The following is an 18020-nucleotide window of genomic DNA, read 5'->3' as shown; positions in this document are numbered from 1 at the left end:
CGGAGATCAAAGGCCGAGACGGAGGCTCTGCATGAGGAGGCATTCCGACGAAACCCCGTCGGCGCCGGACCTCTCCTGTGAGATCGCAGGGGTGCGTCTGTCGAACCCGCTGGTGCTCGCCTCAGGGATCCTGGGGACCAGCGCGGCGTTGATGGTCCGGATGGCCCGTCTGGGGGCCGGGGCCATCACCGCCAAGTCGGCCACCCGGCTCCCCCGGGCGGGGCATCCCAGCCCCATCCTCTTCGATTGGGGCCACGGGCTGATCAACGCCGTGGGCCTGACCAACCCGGGTGCCGAGGGGATGGCCGCTATCCTCCACGAGGCCCGCAAAGAGCTGGCCCCCATGGGCGTCCCCCTCATCGCCAGCGTCTTCGCCGCCCGCGTGGAAGAGTTCGTGGAGGTGGCCCGCATCCTGGCGGCGGCGGGGCCGGACCTGATCGAGCTCAACCTCTCGTGCCCCAACGTGGCGGCGGAATACGGGGAGATGTTCGCCGCCAGCCCCCAGGCCACGGCCGAGGCCGTGGCGGCGGTGAAGGCAGCGGTGCCCTGCCCGGTTATCGCCAAGCTGTCCCCCAACGTGCCGGACATCGCCCGCATCGCCCGGGCGGCGGAGGAGGCCGGTGCGGACGCCATCACCGCCGTCAACACGATGCCGGGGATGGTGATCGACATCGAGGCGGGGCGGCCGATCCTCACCAACCGCGAAGGCGGCCTCTCCGGGCCCGCCCTCAAGCCCATCGCCATCCGGTGCGTTTACGAGATCGCCCGGGTCGTGCGCATCCCGATCATCGGCACCGGTGGGGTCCTCACCGGGGAGGACGCCATCGAGATGCTCATGGCCGGGGCGACCGCGGTGGGGGTCGGCTCGGCAGTGGCCTACCGGGGCCTGGGGGCCTTCCGGGCGATCCGTCAGGAGATGGAGGCGTGGATGCGCGCCCACGGCGTCCGGTGCCTGGCGGAGATCCGCGGCCGGGCCCACCGGGTGTAGGACAACCCCCTATCGCGTGGTAGAATTCCCCGGCGGCAGGGATCGAGATCCCTGATCCTGGACAACGAGGCGTTCCGGCGATGGAGATCACCTGGTTTGGGTTGAGCTGCTTTCGGATTCGCAGTCGGACAGCGACGATCGTGACGGATCCGTATGATAAGAGCGTGGGGCTGAATCTGCCCCGCCTGAAGGCGGACATCGTCACCATCAGCCACGATGCGCCGGGCCACAATGCGATCCGCGCCATCAAGGGCGAGCCCCATGTCCTGAGCGGACCCGGGGAGTATGAGATCAGCGGGGTGTTTATCACCGGCCTGGATATCCGCCTCGAGAACCGGCGCAAGCGGGATCGGGAGCGACGCAACACGGTCTTCCTCTTCGAGCTGGAGGATCTGCGGGTGTGTCACTTGGGCGACCTTCAGCATGTCCCCTCTCAGGCCGAGGTCGAGGAGGCCCTGGGGGAGGTGGATGTGTTGCTGGTCCCCGTCGGCGGGGGCGGGGCCCTGAACGCCGCCCAGGCGGCCGAGGTCGTCAGCCTCCTGGAGCCCCGGGTGGTGATCCCCATGCACTATCGGGTGCCCGGGCTGACCCTCAAGCTGGACCCCGTCCAGAAGTTCCTCAAGGAGATGGGCAGCGAGAAGGCCCCGACGCTGGACTCTCTGAAGATCTCCCGGAGCGAGCTGCCGGAGGAGACCCAGGTCATCGTGCTCAACCTCCAGGCCCAGGAGGAGGGATGAAACGGGCGCTGGCCCTCCTGGCCCTGCTGAGCGTGGGCCTGGCCTGCCGCGCGGCTCCGCCTCCCTCCCCGACTCCCACGCGGGATCCCCGCCTCGCCTCCGCGCGGGAGGCCCTCCGGCAGGGGGATCCCCTGAAGGCCCTTTCCTTTCTGGAAGATTTCCTCCGGGAGCACCCGGAGGCGGTGGAGGCCCGCGTTCTGCTGGGGGAGGCCTACGCCCAGGCCGGCCGCCTGGGTGAAGCGGAGGCCGCCTACCGGGAGGCATTGCGGCGGGCACCCGCGGATCGATCCGCCCGCCTGGGGTTGAGCATGGCGCTTTACCGGAGCGGCCGGCTGAGCGAGGCCGCGGCCGAGCTCCAGACGCTCCTGGCTCAGGATCCCCGGGAGGCCCGCGGACATTATCTGCTGGGCGCGGTGCGGCTCCAGCAGGGTCGCCTGGAGGAGGCAGAGCGGGCCTTCGAGGCGGCTCTCCGGTTGCGGGAGAATTTCGCGGAGGCTTACGTGGGGCGAGGGGCCGTCCGTTTCCTCCACGGGGATCTCGCGGGCGCGGAGGCGGATCTGCGGCAAGCTCTGGCCATCGCCCCGGATATGCCGGAGGCCCACTACTGGCTCGGGCGGCTGCTGGCCCAGATCGGGCAGGTGGAGGAGGCCCAGCGGCACCTGCGCGCCTTCCTGGAGCGCCCCGCGCCCTCCCCGTTCCGCGAGGAGACGGAGGCCTTGCTTCAGATGCTCCAGGGGGCCTCCCCCGCCCGCTGAGGAGAGCGCCCTATCCCCGGGCGACGGCCTCGCAGACCAGCGCGGCCAGGGCCTCGATCAGGAGCGGATCGTCGTTGAGGGAGCGGGTGCGCCGGAAATCCAGCCCCCACCGCGCCGCCGCCTCCCGGGCTTCCACGTCCAGGTCATAGAGGATCTCCAAGTGGTCCGCCACGAAGCCGATGGGGCAGACCACCACGTGCTGGGCCTCCCTTTTGCGGGCGATGTCCTCCAGGACCTCCAGGAGATCCGGCCCCAGCCACGGCTCGCCGGTGGCGCTGGCGCTCTGGTAGGCGAAGCGCCATCGTGTCCACCCCACCATCCGGGCCACCCGCCGCGCCGAGTCCAGCAGCTCGACCTCATAGGGGTCCCCTTCCGCGCGTAGCCGGGCCGGGAGGCTGTGGGCGGTGAAGATCACCTCGGTCGCGTCAGGGGGCAGATCCGCCAGGGCCTCCCGCAGGCCCTCCGCCATGGCCATGAGGAACAGCGGATGGTCGCCCCAGCCCCCGATCTCCACTACGGGGAGGGCAGCGGCATGGGCCGCGAGGGCCCGGCGCATCGCGGCGTGGTAGGCGCCCACGCTCATGCGGGAGAAATGCGGCGCCAGCGCCAGGGCGATCAGGCGATCGATGCCTTCCCTCACCAACTCGGAGACGGCTTCTTCGATAAAAGGAGGCGCATGGCGCATGCCGACCCGAACGTGGAAGGAGTGGCCGAGGGCGATCCGGGCCAGCCGGGCCGCCAGGGCCTCGGCCTGCCGGAGCGTGATCTCCAGGAGCGGGGAACGCCCGCCGATGCGCCGGTAGCGCGCTTGCAGGTCCTCCACCTGCTCCGGCGACGGCGGACGTCCTCCCCGGATGTGGGTGTAGTAAGCCTCCACCTCCTCCAGCGAGGAGGGCGTCCCATAGGCCATCAACAACACGCCGATGCGGGCCATCTCCGCCTCCGAACGTGAGGTTCAGCGCGGGGGTCCCGAAGGGTCCGTTTCCTCCCCCAGGAGAAGCCGGGCTGCCTCTCGGGCCTGCCGGATGAGATCGGGGATGCCCACCCCACGATACGAAGCGCCGATGAGGCACAGGCGGGGGAAGGGACGCAACGCCACCTCGATGGCGGCCAGGCGCTCCAGGTGCCCCACGGTATACTGGGGCATCCCCTCCGGCCAGCGGTGCACCCAAGCGCGGAGCGGACTCCCCTGCAGGCCCAGGAGCGGGCGCAGGGCCTCCACCGCCATCCGGATCAGCTCAGGGTCCTCCCGCGCGAGGGCATCGGCATCCCCCGCCCGACCGACGAAGGCGCGCAGCAGGACGCGGCCTTCCGACGCCCGCCCCGGCCACTTGGAAGAAGTCCACGTGCATCCGGTCAGCGGGAAGGCCTCCGCCCGGGGCACCAGGAAGCCGCTTCCATTCAGGGGATGGGCCACCTGCTCCCGCCGGAAGGCCAGGGTGATCACCGCGGTGGAGACGAAGGGGATCTCCCGCAGCCGCGCGGCGGCCTCGGGGGCGAAGGGGGCCAGCCACCGCGCCGCCTCGAAGGCCGGGACGGCCAGCATCACCCCGTCGGCCTCCAGCGTCTCTCCGTCCGCCATCGCCACCAGATAGCGGAAAGCGCGGCCTTCGCGGCGCGGGGCCAGGCCGATGACCGCGCGCCCGGCGAGGATGCGGGTTCGCCGAAGAGAAGCGGACAGCCGGTCCACCAGCGCCTCCATGCCCGCGCGCAGGGAGACAAACGCCGGGCCGGAGGGTGCAGCGGGGCGAGCGGCCCGCAGCCCCCGGGCCAGGCTGCCGAAGCGCCGCTCCAGGGCGAGGAGATGGGGATAAAGCGCCTGCGCGCTCAGGCGCTCGGGATCCCCCGCATGGACCCCTGCTGTCAGCGGCTCCGCGATGGCCTCGGCGAAGGCGCGGCCGAAACGGCGGCGCAGGAAGGCCGCCAGGGGCTCGTCGCCGTCCTCCCGGCGCGGCGGCACCCACGGCTCCAGCAGCGCCCGAAGCCGCCCTCGCCACGAAAGGCCCCCCGCTCGCAGCACCGCCTGGGGATCCGGGCGCAGGGCCAGCAACGCCTCGGGGATCGGGTGGAGCCGGCCCCGGCGCAGCACATACACGGCGCGTGCCCGGGGGGCCACCGCCTCGCTTTCCAGCCCCAGCGCGCGCAGCAACGCCATCCCCTCGGGCTTCGCCCGGAGGAACGAATCCGGCCCTCCCTCGACGATGAATCCTTCCTCCCGCAGCGTGAGGATCTTCCCGCCCAGGCGCGAAGCCCGTTCGACCAGGAAGATCTCGACCGGCCCGCCTCCCGGGGCCATCGCGCGCTCCAGGAAATACGCCGCGCTCAGCCCGGCGATCCCCCCGCCGACGATCACCACGCGCATCATGGCCCTCCTTGGAGATCCCCTCGATAGGCATGCACCCAATCCACCAGGCGGGCCACGGTGTCCGGCGGGGTCTCCGGCAGCAGCCCGTGGCCGGTGTTGAAGATATGGCCGGGCCGGCCACCGGCCTGCCGCAGGATCCGCTCCGCATGGGCGGCCACCACCTCGAAGGGCGCCAGCAGCACCGCCGGATCCAGGTTTCCTTGGAGAGCCACCCGATCCCCCAGGCGCGCCCAGGCCGCGTCCAGCGGCACCCGCCAGTCGAGCCCGATCACGGACGCCCCGGCCTCCGCCAGATCCTCCAACAGGGCCGCCGTCCCAGTCCCGAAGAGGATCAGGGGGATCCCGGACGGCTGCAGGGCTTCCATCAGGCGGCACAGGTAAGGCCGGACGAAGGCCCGGTAGTCCAGAGGGTGGAGGAGGCCGATCCAGCTCTCGAAGATCTGGAGGGCGTGGACGCCGGCGGCGATCTGGGAGCGGGCGTAGCGGATCAGGCTTTCCGTCAGGCGCTCCATTAGAGCATGCCAGGTGGCCGGCGCGGCGAACATCAGGGCCCGCGCCCGGGCGAAATCCCGCGCCGCCCGACCCTCCACCAGGTAGCAGGCCAGGGTGAAGGGCCCTCCCAGGAATCCGATGAGCGGCACGGGGAGCTCCGCCCGCAGCATGCGGATGGCCTCCAGGACAAAGGGGACGTCGGCCTCGGGCTCCAGGGTCCGCAGGCGGACCACATCCGCATCCCGACGGAGGGGGGATTCGATCACCGGGCCGGAGCCCTCCTCCAGGGCGAGGGGGATACCCATGCCCAGGAGGGGGATGGTCAGGTCGGAGAACAGGATAGCCGCGTCGACGGCAAAGCGCCGCAGGGGCATGCAAGTGATCTCCACGGCCAGCTCCGGCTGGCGACAGAGGTCCAGGAAGGCATATCGCGCCCGCAGGGCGCGGTATTCCGGGAGATAGCGGCCGGCCTGCCGCATGAACCAGACCGGGGTAACGTCTACCGGCTCCCGGCGGCAGGCCCGCAGGAAGCGGTCGTTAAACGCCGCCACGGGCCACCTCCCGGAACGCCTCCCGCGCCGCCCGCAGGGTGCGCGCGATGTGGTCATCGGTGTGGGCGGCGGAGACGAACCACGCCTCCAGGGGGGAGGGAGGCAGGTAGACCCCGCGAGTCAGCATCGCGTGGAAGAAGCGGGCGTAGCGGGCGCGGTCGGTGGCGGAGGCCGTTGCGAAATCCACCACCTCGGCCTCCGTGAAGAAGACGCTGAGCATGGAGCCCACCCGGTGGATGCGGACCGGCACGCCCGCCTCCTCGGCGGCGGCCCGCAGGCCCTCCGCCAGCTGCGCGGCGCGCTCCTCCAGCTGCTGGTAAAGGACCGGGGTGAGCTGCTCCAGGGTGGCCCGCCCGGCGGCCATCGAGAGGGGATTGCCCGAGAGGGTGCCGGCCTGATACACCGGGCCCACCGGCGCCACCAGGTCCATCAGGTCCGCCCGTCCCCCGTAGGCCCCGATGGGCAGCCCCCCGCCGATGATCTTCCCCAGGCAGGTGAGGTCCGGCTTTATCTCGTAAAGCCCCTGGGCACCGCCCGGGCCGACCCGGAAGCCGGTGATCACCTCATCGAAAACGAGCAGCGCCCCGTGGCGGCGGGTGAGGTCCCGCAGTCCCTCCAGGAAGCCGGGCTTCGGCGGGACCACCCCCATGTTCCCCGCCACCGGCTCCACGATCACCGCGGCGATCTGGTCGGGGAACCGCTCAAAGAGGGCGGCCACAGCCTCCAGATCGTTGTAGGGCGCCACCAGGGTGTCCTGGACCCAGGCGGAGGGGACGCCGGCGCTGGCGGGGAGCCCGAAGGTGGCCAGCCCCGAGCCCGCCCGGGCCAACAGGAAATCCGCATGCCCGTGGTAGGCCCCCTCGAACTGGAGGATCTTCGAGCGGCCGGTCGCCGCTCGGGCCACCCGCAGCGCGCTCATCGTCGCCTCGGTCCCCGAGTTCACAAATCGAATTTTTTCGATGGAAGGGAAGGCCTCCCGGATGCGGAGGGCCAGCGCCAGCTCGGCCTCGGTGGGGGCGCCGAAGCTGGTTCCGCGTCGGATCGCCTCCCGCAGGGCGCGGACCACCGCCGGATGCGCATGGCCCAGGATCAGCGCACCCCACGAGCCCACGTAGTCGATGTAGCGGTTGCCGTCCACATCGTAGAGGTAAGCCCCCTTCCCGCGGGCGATGAAGCGGGGCGTGCCCCCCACCGCCCGGAAAGCCCGCACCGGGCTCGAGACCCCTCCGGGCATCACGGTTTGGGCCAGCGCGAAAAGCTGCTCCGAACGCTCGGCCTGCATCGCCGCCTCCTTATGCCGGGAGATACGGGCACAGGGGATCGCTCTCCAGGGGATCCCCGGTGACGGCATAAGCCCGGGCCCGGGATCCGCCGCAGATGGCCCGGAAAGGACAGCGCCCGCATTTCCCCTTCAGCGCGTCCGGATCCCGCAGGGCGACGAAGAGGGGATGCTCCCGATAGATGGCCACCGGGTCCTCCCGGCGCACGTTCCCCAGCGGGATGGGCAGGAAGCCCGAGGGATAGATCTCCCCGATGTGGGAGATGAACATGATGCCGTTGCCATCCCGAACCCCAAACCCGCGGCGCGCGGCGGGAGGCAGATGACCGTTCGCCCGCTGCACCAGGACCCGACGGTAGTGATGGGCCTCGGTGGTCTTGATCTCGAAGGGCACCTGGGGGGCCAGGTCGATGAGCCAGTGCATCAGGCGTTCGCTCTCCTCTGGCGAGATCTCGCGGAGGAGCCGGCCGCGGCCGGTGGGGATCAGGAAGAAGAGGCTCCAGCGGCGGGCCCCCAGCTCCCTCACCCGCTCCACTATGGCCGGGAGATCCTCCAGGGTCTCGGCGCATACCAGGGTGTTGATCTGGAAGGGCAACCCGGCCGCCGCTGCCCAGCGGGCTGCCCGCACGGTCTGGGCGAAGCTCCCCGGCACCCCCCGCAGGGCGTCGTGCCGCGCCGCCGTGGACCCATCCAGGCTCAGGGCCAGCATCCAGATCCCTGCGGCCTTCAGCCGGTCGATCGCCGCCTCCGTGAGGGCGTAGGTGCCGCTGGGGGTCAGCGCCACCAGAAAGCCCAGGCGTCGGGCCTCCGCGATCAGATCGAAGAGATCCGGGCGCTTCAGAGGATCCCCTCCTGTTAACACGAGGTGGGGCCGGGGATCTCCGAAGGCCGTCAGGCGCTCCAGCAGGGCGAAGCCTTCCTCCGTGGAGAGCTCCCGCGGATCCCGCTGGGGGATGGCCTCCGCCCGGCAATGCCGGCAGGCCAGATCGCACGCGCGGGTCAGCTCCCAGTAGATGAGCAACGGGCGCTCCGCGTAGCGCATGGGGCCCTCCTCATCCGAGCAAATCCAGGGCTGCCTCCAGCGGCCGGTAGAGCGCGGTGAAGATGGGGGTGTCCCGCAGGGTGTAGCGGCGAGCCTCCGTGCCCCGCAGGGCCTGAACCAGGTCGGAGAACAGGACCAGGTCCTCGGCCTCATAGACCACCACGAACTCTTGGTCCTGGAGGCCAAAGGCGTAAAGCAACCACTGACGGATCGCCGGGTATTGTTTCCCCACCCGGATGTGCTCGTTCATCATCCCCTGGCGGGCGTCCTTGCTCATGAGATACCAGTCCGTCGTCTTGACGAAGGGATACACGATCAGGTAAGGACGGCGGTCCTCCTCGAAGGGGTCGATCTCCTGGGGGGAGCGCCCGGCGGCGTAGATGGAGGGGCGGGTGAAGCCCCACAGGGTGAGGACAGGCTGGACGAGCGTGCGGCAGCCGTGAACGGCCCGGGCGAACCGCTCGAAGAACCGAGCCGGGGTCTCCGACGCCTCCACGGGCTCCGCGCTCCAGACCAGGAGATCGGCCTCGACGCGAGTGGGGAAGACCTGATACAGGTAGGCCCGGACCGCGGCCCGGGAGATCCCCTCCCACCAGGCGGCGGCCTGCGCCCGCCGCTGGGCAGGGGGCAGCGCCCAGAAGGCCTCGGTCAGACGGAAGAAGGCGAAGTGCCCGAGCACGGTTTTCTCCATCGCAGGCTCTCCTCCGAGGGGGTATGGGGTTCCCTCAACGGCGCAGCCAGCGGGCGGCCTCCTTGGCGAAATAGGTGATGATCCGGTCGGCCCCCGCCCGTTTGATGGCGATGAGGATCTCCATCACCGCCCGCTCCTCGTCCAGCCAGCCCATCTGCGCCGCCGCCTTCACCATGCTGTATTCCCCGCTCACGTTGTAAGCCGCGAGGGGGTGATCAAAGCGCTCCCGGGCCCGACGGATCACATCCAGATACGCCAGGGCCGGCTTGACCATGATGATGTCTGCCCCCTGGGCGATATCCCGCTCGATCTCCCGCAGGGCCTCCCGGGCGTTCGGCGGGTCCATCTGGTAGCTCCGCCGGTCGCCGAAACGCGGCGCCGAGTCCGCTGCTTCGCGGAACGGCCCGTAGAAGGCGGAGGCGAACTTCGCGGAGTAGGCCATGATCCCCACGTCGACGAAGCTGGCTTCGTCGAGGGCCTCCCGGATCGCCCGGACCTGGCCGTCCATCATGGCGCTGGGGGCCACCAGGTCCGCCCCCGCCGCCGCATGGGCCAGGGCCATCCGGGCCAGCAGGGCCAGCGTGGCGTCGTTATCCACCTGGCCGTCCCGCACGATGCCGCAGTGCCCGTGGTCGGTGTAAGCGCACACGCAGACGTCGGTGATCACCACCAGCTCCGGGGCGATGGCCTTGATGCGCCGGACCGCCTGGGGCACCAGGCCGTTCTCCTCCCAGGCCTCCCGGGCCTCCGGATCCTTTCGCTCCGCCAGCCCGAAGAGCAGCACAGCGCGGATGCCCAGGCGGACGATCTCCTCGACCTCCGCCTCCAGGCGGTCGACGGTGAGGCGGAACTGGCCCGGCATCGAGGAGATGGGCTCCCGGACGTTTCGCCCGGGTCGGACGAAGAGGGGATAGATGAAGTCCTCCGGCGTCAGCGAGATCTCCCGGGCCAGCGCCCGCAGCCCCTCCGTCCGGCGCAGCCGTCGCAAGCGATCAATGGGCTCCACCCGGATGGAAGAAAGCACCTGCGCCATCTCTCACCTCCTATGGGGTTCAAGCGATCGCCGGAGGGCCGGCCCTCTTCAGCCCTCCGGGCTCGAAGATGGGTTCCGACTCCAGCTCTCGATCAGGGCCCGGATCAGGCCCTCCTGGGTGTGCTCCCGGGCCACCGCCGCAATCGGGAAGCCCAGGGCCACGGCCTCGGCGGCGGTCACCGGCCCGATGCACACGGCGGGCAGGTCGGCCGGGCGGATCTCCTCCCGTTGCTCCAGCAGCCCGGCCAGGGCCCGCACGGTCGAGGGGCTGGTGAAGGTCACCCGGTGAGGCCGCGGATCGAGCGCCGTGCGCAGCGCCTCCGCATCCCCGGCGGCGGCCACCCGGTAGGCGGCCACCTCCACCACCTCCGCCCCGCGGGCCCGCAGGCGCTCCGCCAGCTCCCGGCGGGCGATGTCGGCGCGGGGCAGCAACACGCGGCGGCCGGCGACTTCCCCCAGCCCCTCCGCCATGGCCTCCGAGAGATAGACCGTCGGCTGGTAAGCCGCCTGCAGTCCGTAGCGTTGAAGGGCGCGGGCCGTCGCCGGGCCGATGGCCCCCAGGCGGACCCGGGCCAGCTCCGCCGGCGATCGGCCGGCGGCGATCCAGCGCTCGAGGAAAGCGTGGACCCCGTTGGCGCTGGTGAAGAGGATCCAGTCGAAGGTGAGGGCCTGCCGCACTGCCTCCTCCAGGGGGCGGGGATCCTCCGGCGGCCGGATCTCGATGGCGGGAAGCAACACCGGGATGGCGCCCAGGGCCGTCAGCCGCGCCGCCAGCTCCTCCGCCGCCGGACGGGGTCGGGTGATCAGCACCCGGCATCCCTGCAACGGCGGCGTCCGGCTCATCCCGCCTCCTCCAGGATCCGAATCGCCCCTTGGCTCCGGAGCCGTTCGGCCAGGGCGCGGCCCAGCTCCTCCGCGGCCTCCGCGGGTCCTTCGATCTGATCCCGGATCGCCTGCCTCCCATCCGGGGAGATCACCAAGCCGTCCAGCCATAGGCGATCGCCGCGCACCTCGCCATAGGCGGCGATGGGGACCCGACAGCCTCCGCCCAGGGCGCGCAGGAAGGCGCGCTCAGCGGTCACCGCCCACCACGTGGGCGGATGGTTGAGGCGCTCCGCGAGGACCTGGGCCCGCGCATCGTCCGCCCGGATTTCCACGGCGATGGCTCCTTGCCCCGGGGCCGGGAGCACCTGATCCAGGGGGAAGATCTCCGTGATGGCCTCGCTGCGCCCCAGGCGGATCAGCCCGGCCACGGCCAGCACGATGGCCTCGTAGCGCCCCTCCTCCAGGCGCCGCAAGCGCGTGTCCACGTTCCCGATGAGCGGGAGATAGGCCAGATCCGGCCGGAGCGCCCGCAGCTGGGCGGCCCGGCGGGGGCTGCCGGTCCCCACCCGGGCGCCAGCGGGCAGCGTCGCCCAGGTCCATCCGTCGCAGGCGATCAAGGCCTCCCGGGGATCTTCCCGTTCCAGCACGGCCGCCAGCCGCAGCCCGGGCACCGAATCCGTGGGCAGATCCTTCAAGCTGTGCACCGCCAGGTCGATCCGTCCCTCCAGAAGGGCGTGCTGGAGCTCCTTGACGAAGGCACCCCGCACCTCCCGCTGCCCGCGGTCGCCACTGGTGTGGACGATCACGGTCTCCACCGGGATCTCCGGATGCATGGCGCGGAGCCGGCGGATCACCTGCTCGGTTTGTGCCCGGGCCAAAGCGCTGCCCCGGGTGCCCACTCGCAACGGGCGGTCGCTCACGGCGAGGCCCCTCCGTCCGAAGAGAAGGAATCGTCCTCCAGCTGCCACAAGGCCTGGAACAGCGCCAGGGCTTGCGGATCCCCGGCCGCCTGCTTCAGGCCGATGAGGGGAGCGTGCAGCAGCTTGCGGACCAGCCGGTGGGCGAACTGCTCGATGCGGGCGCGCTGGGCGGGGGTGAGCTCTCCCAGCTTCGGCCACAGCCACGCCAGCTCCTGCTGGCGGATCGCCTCCGCCCGGCGTTCCAGGCGGGCGATGAGCGGGCCGACGGCCCGGCTCCGTTGCGCGGCCTCCCACTCCCGCACCGCTGCCTCCACCATCGCCTCGGCCTGCGCGATCGCGGCCTCCAGCCGCTGCCGGCGCGCGTTCCCACGGGCCTGCAGATCCTCCAGGCCGATCCGACAGATGGAAGGCGGGAGCTCGGCCTGCGGGTCCACGTTCGGCGGGGCTCCCAGATCCACCAGCCACAGGGGATCCGTCGACGCCGCGCCCCGTCCGTGCGCCACCGCGTGGAGCTCCGGGCCGGAGAGGATCGGCTGAGGGATGGCCAGGGCCATGAAGGCCACATCCGCTTCGATCAGACTGGAGATCAGATCCGTCAGGGTCCCGGCCTCCCCGCCCGCGGGTTCGGCCAGCTGGCGCGCCCGTTCCAGGGTGCGGCTGAGCACCCGAAGACGAAGCGGCCGGTCCCGCCCCACCGCCCGCACCACAGCGCTCCCCATCGCCCCAGCCCCCACCACCAGGATCCGTTTGCCGGCCAGCCCCACACGTTCCCGGATCTCCTGGACGGCCAGGGCGGCCAGGGAGGAAGGGAAGCGCCCCAGGTCCGTGCGGGAACGCACCGCCCGGCCCAGGGCGATGGCCCGGTCGAACAGCGGGCCCAGGATCGCACCGACCGTCCCGGCCTCCCGAGCGAGGGTCAGGGCTTCCCGCACCTGTCCGAGGATCTCCGGCTCGCCCACCGCGGTGGAATCCAGGCCGGCGGCCACCCGGAACAGATGACGGACGGCCGTCGATCCGGCCCATCGGGTCAAGGGGAGGGGGGATCCCATGCCCAGGGCCTGCTGCAGGAACGCGGCCGCGACGTCCGCCGTGCCGACCCCGTAGATCTCCAACCGTTCGCAGGTGCTCAGGACCACGGCTTCGGGCAATCCGCCCGCGCGCAACGCCGAAAGCCACGCCCGCACCTGCTCCGGGGGAAACCCGAATCCCCCGGCTGAAACGCTCGCCCGCCGGTGGGTCCCCACGCCGAAGATCTCCCCGCCAGGCCCCGACATCCCCCATCCACCCCCTCTGTCGGGATCAGGCGAAATTCTATATTTATGTCGCTAATTAAGCAAATTTGCTTAATTTTTTGTGGACCGTAGGCTCGGCAATCGAAGCCGGTGGGAGGAGTCGGGCCGGGATCCATCGCGGGGTGGGGACCCGCGGGGGATAGCCGGTTTCGGCGATCCGCCGGGTCGCCTGGACCTTGTCGCCTGTGGTCTCGGGGGACCGGAAGGTCCTGACGATAGGGAGGATCGGGTTCGCAGAAGGCCGGTGGAGCGCATATAATCGGAAAAAATTGGGGGAAGGAGGAGCGTATGATGGAGCTGGCCCATCGGATCCGCCTGGCGCGCGGTCAGGAGCCGGCTGACCTGCTCCTCAAGGGAGGGCGTCTGGTCAACGTGTTCACGGGTGAGGTCTATGAGGCGGACATCGCGATCCATGGGGGATACATCGTGGGCATCGGGGAGGGTTACACCGCCCGGGAGGTGATCGATCTCAAAGGCCGCTTCGTGGCCCCCGGCTTCATCGACGCCCACGTCCACATCGAGAGCAGCATGGTCCCCCCGCCGGAGTTCGCCCGCGCCGTCGTCCCCCACGGCACCACCACGGTGATCATTGACCCCCACGAGATCGCCAACGTCCTGGGCCTGGATGGCATCCGCTACATGCTGAACGCCGCCAAATACAATCCGCTGAGCGTCTTCGTGATGCTCCCCTCCTGCGTCCCCGCCTCCCCTCTGGAGACCTCCGGTGCCGCCCTCTACTGGTATGATCTGCAGCCGATGCTCTCCAGCCCCTGGGTGCTGGGGCTGGCGGAGATGATGAACTACCCCGGCGTGATCCAGGGCGATCCCGTCGTGCTGGATAAGCTCCGGGCCTTCGCCCACGTGGTCCGTGACGGCCACGCGCCGCAGCTCACCGGACGGGATCTGGTGGCCTATGCGGCCGCAGGGATCACTTCCGACCATGAATGCACCACGGCGGAGGAGGCCCGGGAGAAGGCCCGCCTGGGGATGTATGTCTTCGTCCGGGAGTCCTCAGTGGCCCGCAATCTGGCGGATCTCCTCCCGGCCATCACCCCGGCCAACAGCCGTCGCTTCTGCTTCTGCACGGACGACCGTCACCCGGCGGATCTGCTGGACGAAGGCCACATCGACTTCCTGATCCGCAAAGCGGTCCGCCTGGGGCTGGATCCGGTGATCGCTATCCAGATGGCCACCCTCAACCCGGCCGAGCATTTCCGGCTCCACGACCGGGGGGCCATCGCCCCGGGGCGCGTGGCGGACCTGGTGGTGTTCTCGGACCTCTACGATCTCCGGCCGGAGATGGTCTTCCGCCACGGGGTGCAAGTGGCCGAGAACGGCCGCCCCCTCTGGGAACCCGTCAACCGGAAGGTGGCCCTCCGGGGCACCATGAACGTCGCCTGGGACCGCGTGAGCTTCCGCATTCCGGCCCAGGGGCGGCGGATCCACGTGATTGGGGTCATCCCAGACCAGTTGATCACCCGCCACTTGATCGAGGAGGCACGGATCCTGGACGGGGAGGCGGTGGCGGACCCGGCGCGCGATCTGCTGAAGATCGCGGTGATCGAGCGCCACCGGGCGACCGGGCAGATGGGCCTGGGGTTCGTGAAGGGGATGGGGCTGCGCCGGGGCGCCCTGGCCTCCTCCGTGGCCCACGATCACCACAACCTGGTGGTGGTAGGGGCGGACGACGTCTCCATGTTGACGGCGGCCCGCGCTGTGGCCGGGGCCGGCGGAGGCATGGCCGCAGCCGAGGGCGAACGGGTGCTGGCCCTCGTGCCTTTGCCCATCGCCGGGCTGATGTCTGACCAGTCCATCGAGACGGTGCGGCGGCAGATGGATGAGGTGTTGCAGGCGGCCCGGGCCCTGGGGAGCGAGCTGCCCAACCCCCTGATGACCCTGAGCTTCCTGGCCCTGGAGGTGATCCCCGAGCTCAAGATCACGGACATCGGGCTGGTGGACGTCAACCGCTTCGAGCGGATCCCCCTCTTCCTGGAAGAGTCGTGAAGGCACGGAGGGGCCAGGGAGCGTGAGGTCCTGGCCCCTCTCGCTTTGTAGGCCGACATTCATTGCTGAGCGGGATGGGGACACGCTCTACCCGGTGGTGCGCAGGCCCGCGGCGACGCCTTGGATGGTGAGCCACAGGGCCTCCCGGAGCTCCTCCGCCTCCGGTTGCTCCCGCCAGCGCCGAAGCAGGAGGATCTGGATGAAATTCAACGGATCCACGTAAGGGTTCCGAACCTGGATGGAGCGCTTCAGCCAGGGGATGTCCTCCAGCAGGTCCGGCAGGCCGGTGATGCGCAGGATCGCTCGGCGGGTCCGGTAATATTCTCCCTCAATCCGGGACCAGATGGCCTCCCGCGCGGCCGGGTCCGGGACCAGCTCGGCGTAGGCCCGGGCGATCCCGAGATCGGTCTTCGCCAGCGCCAGGGCGGCGTCCGCCAGGACCGCCCGGAAGAACGGCCAGCGCTGGTGCATCTCCTCCAGGCGTTGCCATCCGGCGGGGCCTGCCTGCCGGACGAAGGCTTCCACTCCGGACCCCAGCCCGAACCATCCGGGGAGCAGGTGACGGTTCTGGGTCCAGGAGAACACCCAGGGGATGGCCCGCAACTCCTCGAGTCGCCGCTCCGGTCGCCGGCGAGGCGGACGGGAGGCGATGGGCAGTTGCTCGATGCCGTCGATGGGAGTGGCGTGTTCGAAGTAGGTGAGGAACCCCGGAGCTTCCAGCAGCTCCCGGTAGGCGCGATAGGCGGCCTCGCTCATCTGTTCCATCGCCTCCATCCAGGCTTCCTGAGGCTCTGGGGAGGGGAGCGCGGAGACCAGCAGGGTGGCCCCGATCACCTGCTCTAAGTGCCGATGGGCGATGTGGGGGTCGTCGTAGCGCTCCGCCAGGACCTCCCCCTGTTCCGTCATGCGAAGCCGTCCCGCCACCGCGTCCGGCGGGAGGCCGAGGATGCTCCGGGCGGCCGGGCCGCCACCCCGCCCCAGCGCCCCTCCCCGGCCGTGGAAGAAGGTGAGGGTGACCCCATAGGCCCGGGCCACCCGGACGATCTCCGCCTGGGCCCGGTAGAGGGCCCAGGCCGCCGCCAGATACCCACCGTCCTTGGTGCTGTCGGAATAGCCGACCATCACGATCTGATGATCCCCCTGGCGCTTCAGGTGCGCTCGGTAGAGCGGCCAGGCGAGGATGCGCGCCAGGATGCGCGGGGCCTCCCGCAGGGTGCCGATGCTCTCGAACAACGGCGCCACCCGGAGGAAGGCCGGTGGCTCGGAGAGGTCGTTCGCGGCGCTCATCAGCCACAGCACCGCCAGCACATCCGCCGCCCCCCGGGCCATGCTGATGATATAGGGTCCCAGGGACTCCGGACCGTAGGCCGCTGCGGCCCGGCGCAGCAGACGGAACACCGCGAGGACCTCGGCGGTCTCCGGGGAGGCGTTCGCCTGGGCCGCAATGGATCCCGCCCGGGGCAAGGTCTCCGTCAGCAGCGCGAGCTGCTCCTCCTCGGGGAGGCGGGTGAAATCCACGCCGATCCCTGCGGCGGCCAGCAGCTCGGCGATCGCCTCCGCGTGGCGGCGGGCCTCCTGCCGGACATCCAGCCGGGCGATGTGGAACCCGAACACCTGCGCCTGGATCCGCCAGTCCCAGAGGAGCCCCTCGGCGATCCGGGCCCCACGGTGGGCCATCAGGCTCTCCCACATTCGGTCCAGGTCCTCGACCAGCTCCCGGGCCGATCGATAGGCGCCCTCCGGGGGCGGTTCGCTCATCGGGTCCCAGGCCAGGGTTTGCTCCAGGCGCCAGGCGATCACCGAGATCCACCGCCGGTAAACCTCATAAGGGGAGAGGGCCGAGAGGCGCTCCCGGATCGCCGGCCAGCGGGCCTCGGCGTCCGCCAGGGCCTGGGCCAGGGCCGGGGAAACGGGAGCCTGGCGGGTGGAGACCCCGAGGGCGACGAACAGCTCCCGGGCCTGCTGGAGGTGCAGGGAGAGGGCGACCTGGCGGTGGCGTCGCAGGGTTTGGGCGGTCACCTCCGCCGTGACCCGGGGGTTGCCGTCCCGATCCCCACCGATCCACGAGCCGAACCGCAGAAACAGGGGAGGCGGATCCGGGATCTCCGGGTAGCTGGCCTGCAGGGCTGCCTGGAACTCCCGATACAGCCGCGGGGTCAGCGACCACAGGGTGCGGACGAAGAACGAGAGGCCGTTCTCCACCTCGTCCATCACCGAGGGACGACGCACCCGGGTGAGGTCGGTCTGCCAGAGCGTGGTGAGCTCCGCCCGCAGCCGCCGGAGCAGCTCCTCCCGCTCCCGGGGCAGCCGATCCGGGGCGTCCAGCTCGGCCAGGATCGCCCGGATCCGCCCCAGGATCCCCCGCACCGTCCGCCGTTTCGCCTCCGTCGGATGGGCGGTGAACACCGGCTCGATGGCGAACGCTTGGAGAAGCCGTCGCACCGCCTCGGGGGAGACGCCTGCCGCACGGATCCGCTGGAAGGCCTCGACCAGGGATTCGGGGCGCGGCCCCGGATGGGCCGCCTGTTCCCGCGCCCGCAACACCCGCACCCGGTGACGGTCCTCCGCCAGGTTGGCCAGGTCGAAGAAGATGGTGAAAGCCCGGGCGATCACCCGCAGCTCCGACGGCCCCAGGCCTTCCAGCAAGGTGCGGAGCTTCCCTTCCGCGGTCGCATCCCCTGCGCGCCGGGTGCGGGAGAGCCGGCGGACCTCCTCCTCCAGCTCGAAGCCCTCCACCCCGGCCTGCTCTCGGATCACCTCCCCCAGCAGATCCCCCAGCAGGTGGATGTCGCGTCGCAAAGGCTGATCGCCGAGCATGGTCTGTTCCGTCCTCCCGACCTCTGGATGCCGTTCGGGGATCAACCCCCGCTTTCCCCCAATCATACCAGGGGAGGGCGCTCTCGCTCAGGACCAGAGCGCTTCGGTTTCGGGGAAGGCGTGCGGGTTGCCGCTCCGATGGAGGATCGCTCGCTTCGTCCTGGGGCCGGGCCGGAACGCCGCGGTCCGGGATCGGCCCTATAGCCGATTTCCGGGCTTTCGATTAGGA

The 18020-nt window shown here is 70.8% G+C and carries 15 protein-coding genes; 4 read left to right on the top strand and 11 right to left on the bottom strand.

Annotated features, from left to right (window positions below):
* Window positions 1–31 precede the first annotated feature (31 nt).
* The 3 genes from CFB18_RS09550 to CFB18_RS09540 all read left to right on the top strand — a co-directional run bounded on the left by CFB18_RS09550 (window position 32) and on the right by CFB18_RS09540 (window position 2480).
* On the top strand, window positions 32–988 hold the full coding sequence (locus CFB18_RS09550; protein WP_088571586.1) for a dihydroorotate dehydrogenase: 957 nt from the start codon (window positions 32–34) through the stop codon (window positions 986–988).
* Between the two features lie 80 nt (window positions 989–1068).
* Window positions 1069–1725, top strand: coding sequence for an MBL fold metallo-hydrolase (locus CFB18_RS09545; RefSeq protein ID WP_088571585.1), 657 nt, complete (start codon window positions 1069–1071; stop codon window positions 1723–1725).
* Window positions 1722–2480: a tetratricopeptide repeat protein gene (locus tag CFB18_RS09540; RefSeq protein WP_088571584.1), complete on the top strand. Its 759-nt coding sequence runs from the start codon at window positions 1722–1724 to the stop codon at window positions 2478–2480. The genes CFB18_RS09545 and CFB18_RS09540 overlap by 4 nt, the downstream gene beginning before the upstream one ends.
* A gap of 10 nt (window positions 2481–2490) precedes the next feature.
* On the opposite strand, the gene hemH is transcribed toward CFB18_RS09540, so the two are convergent.
* From hemH to hemA, 10 genes are read right to left on the bottom strand one after another with little or no spacing between them, the layout of a single operon-like run.
* Window positions 2491–3414 (bottom strand): ferrochelatase, encoded by a 924-nt coding sequence (gene hemH, locus CFB18_RS09535; protein ID WP_088571583.1) that lies wholly within the window; start codon window positions 3412–3414, stop codon window positions 2491–2493.
* Window positions 3415–3435: 21 nt separating this feature from the next.
* A complete protein-coding gene (hemG, locus tag CFB18_RS09530; protein ID WP_159461679.1) occupies window positions 3436–4842 on the bottom strand; it encodes a protoporphyrinogen oxidase in 1407 nt (468 codons plus the stop codon).
* Window positions 4842–5888, bottom strand: a complete 1047-nt coding sequence (gene hemE / locus CFB18_RS09525; protein ID WP_200808156.1) for a uroporphyrinogen decarboxylase — start codon at window positions 5886–5888, stop codon at window positions 4842–4844. Before hemE ends, hemG begins: the two co-directional genes overlap by 1 nt.
* Window positions 5875–7170 (bottom strand): glutamate-1-semialdehyde 2,1-aminomutase, encoded by a 1296-nt coding sequence (hemL, locus tag CFB18_RS09520; RefSeq protein ID WP_088571580.1) that lies wholly within the window; start codon window positions 7168–7170, stop codon window positions 5875–5877. Before hemL ends, hemE begins: the two co-directional genes overlap by 14 nt.
* 10 nt (window positions 7171–7180) lie before the next feature.
* Window positions 7181–8209, bottom strand: a complete 1029-nt coding sequence (locus tag CFB18_RS09515; RefSeq protein WP_088571579.1) for a radical SAM protein — start codon at window positions 8207–8209, stop codon at window positions 7181–7183.
* A 10-nt stretch (window positions 8210–8219) separates the two neighbouring features.
* Window positions 8220–8900, bottom strand: coding sequence for a chlorite dismutase family protein (locus tag CFB18_RS09510; protein WP_088571578.1), 681 nt, complete (start codon window positions 8898–8900; stop codon window positions 8220–8222).
* A 34-nt stretch (window positions 8901–8934) separates the two neighbouring features.
* Complete coding sequence (gene hemB, locus CFB18_RS09505) at window positions 8935–9933, bottom strand: porphobilinogen synthase (protein ID WP_088571577.1); 999 nt, start codon at window positions 9931–9933, stop codon at window positions 8935–8937.
* 48 nt (window positions 9934–9981) lie between these two features.
* Entirely contained in the window at window positions 9982–10776 is a 795-nt protein-coding gene (locus tag CFB18_RS09500) for a uroporphyrinogen-III synthase (RefSeq protein ID WP_088571576.1), read from the bottom strand.
* Window positions 10773–11678, bottom strand: a complete 906-nt coding sequence (hemC, locus tag CFB18_RS09495) for a hydroxymethylbilane synthase (protein ID WP_088571575.1) — start codon at window positions 11676–11678, stop codon at window positions 10773–10775. Before hemC ends, CFB18_RS09500 begins: the two co-directional genes overlap by 4 nt.
* A complete protein-coding gene (gene hemA, locus CFB18_RS09490; protein ID WP_088571574.1) occupies window positions 11675–12952 on the bottom strand; it encodes a glutamyl-tRNA reductase in 1278 nt (425 codons plus the stop codon). Before hemA ends, hemC begins: the two co-directional genes overlap by 4 nt.
* A gap of 306 nt (window positions 12953–13258) precedes the next feature.
* Here hemA and ade point away from each other — a divergent pair, with 306 nt between their 5' ends.
* The gene (gene ade, locus CFB18_RS09485) at window positions 13259–14974 is read left to right on the top strand and encodes an adenine deaminase (RefSeq protein ID WP_200808155.1); all 1716 of its coding nucleotides are present in this window, start codon (window positions 13259–13261) and stop codon (window positions 14972–14974) included.
* An 87-nt stretch (window positions 14975–15061) separates the two neighbouring features.
* On the opposite strand, the gene ppc is transcribed toward ade, so the two are convergent.
* A complete protein-coding gene (gene ppc, locus CFB18_RS09480; RefSeq protein ID WP_159461678.1) occupies window positions 15062–17791 on the bottom strand; it encodes a phosphoenolpyruvate carboxylase in 2730 nt (909 codons plus the stop codon).
* Window positions 17792–18020: the final 229 nt, after the last annotated feature.

The organism is Thermoflexus hugenholtzii JAD2 (assembly GCF_900187885.1).
GTDB lineage: Bacteria > Chloroflexota > Anaerolineae > Thermoflexales > Thermoflexaceae > Thermoflexus > Thermoflexus hugenholtzii.
The sequence above is the reverse complement of the archived record's forward strand: the minus strand, read 5'-3'. Positions and strand labels throughout refer to the sequence as shown.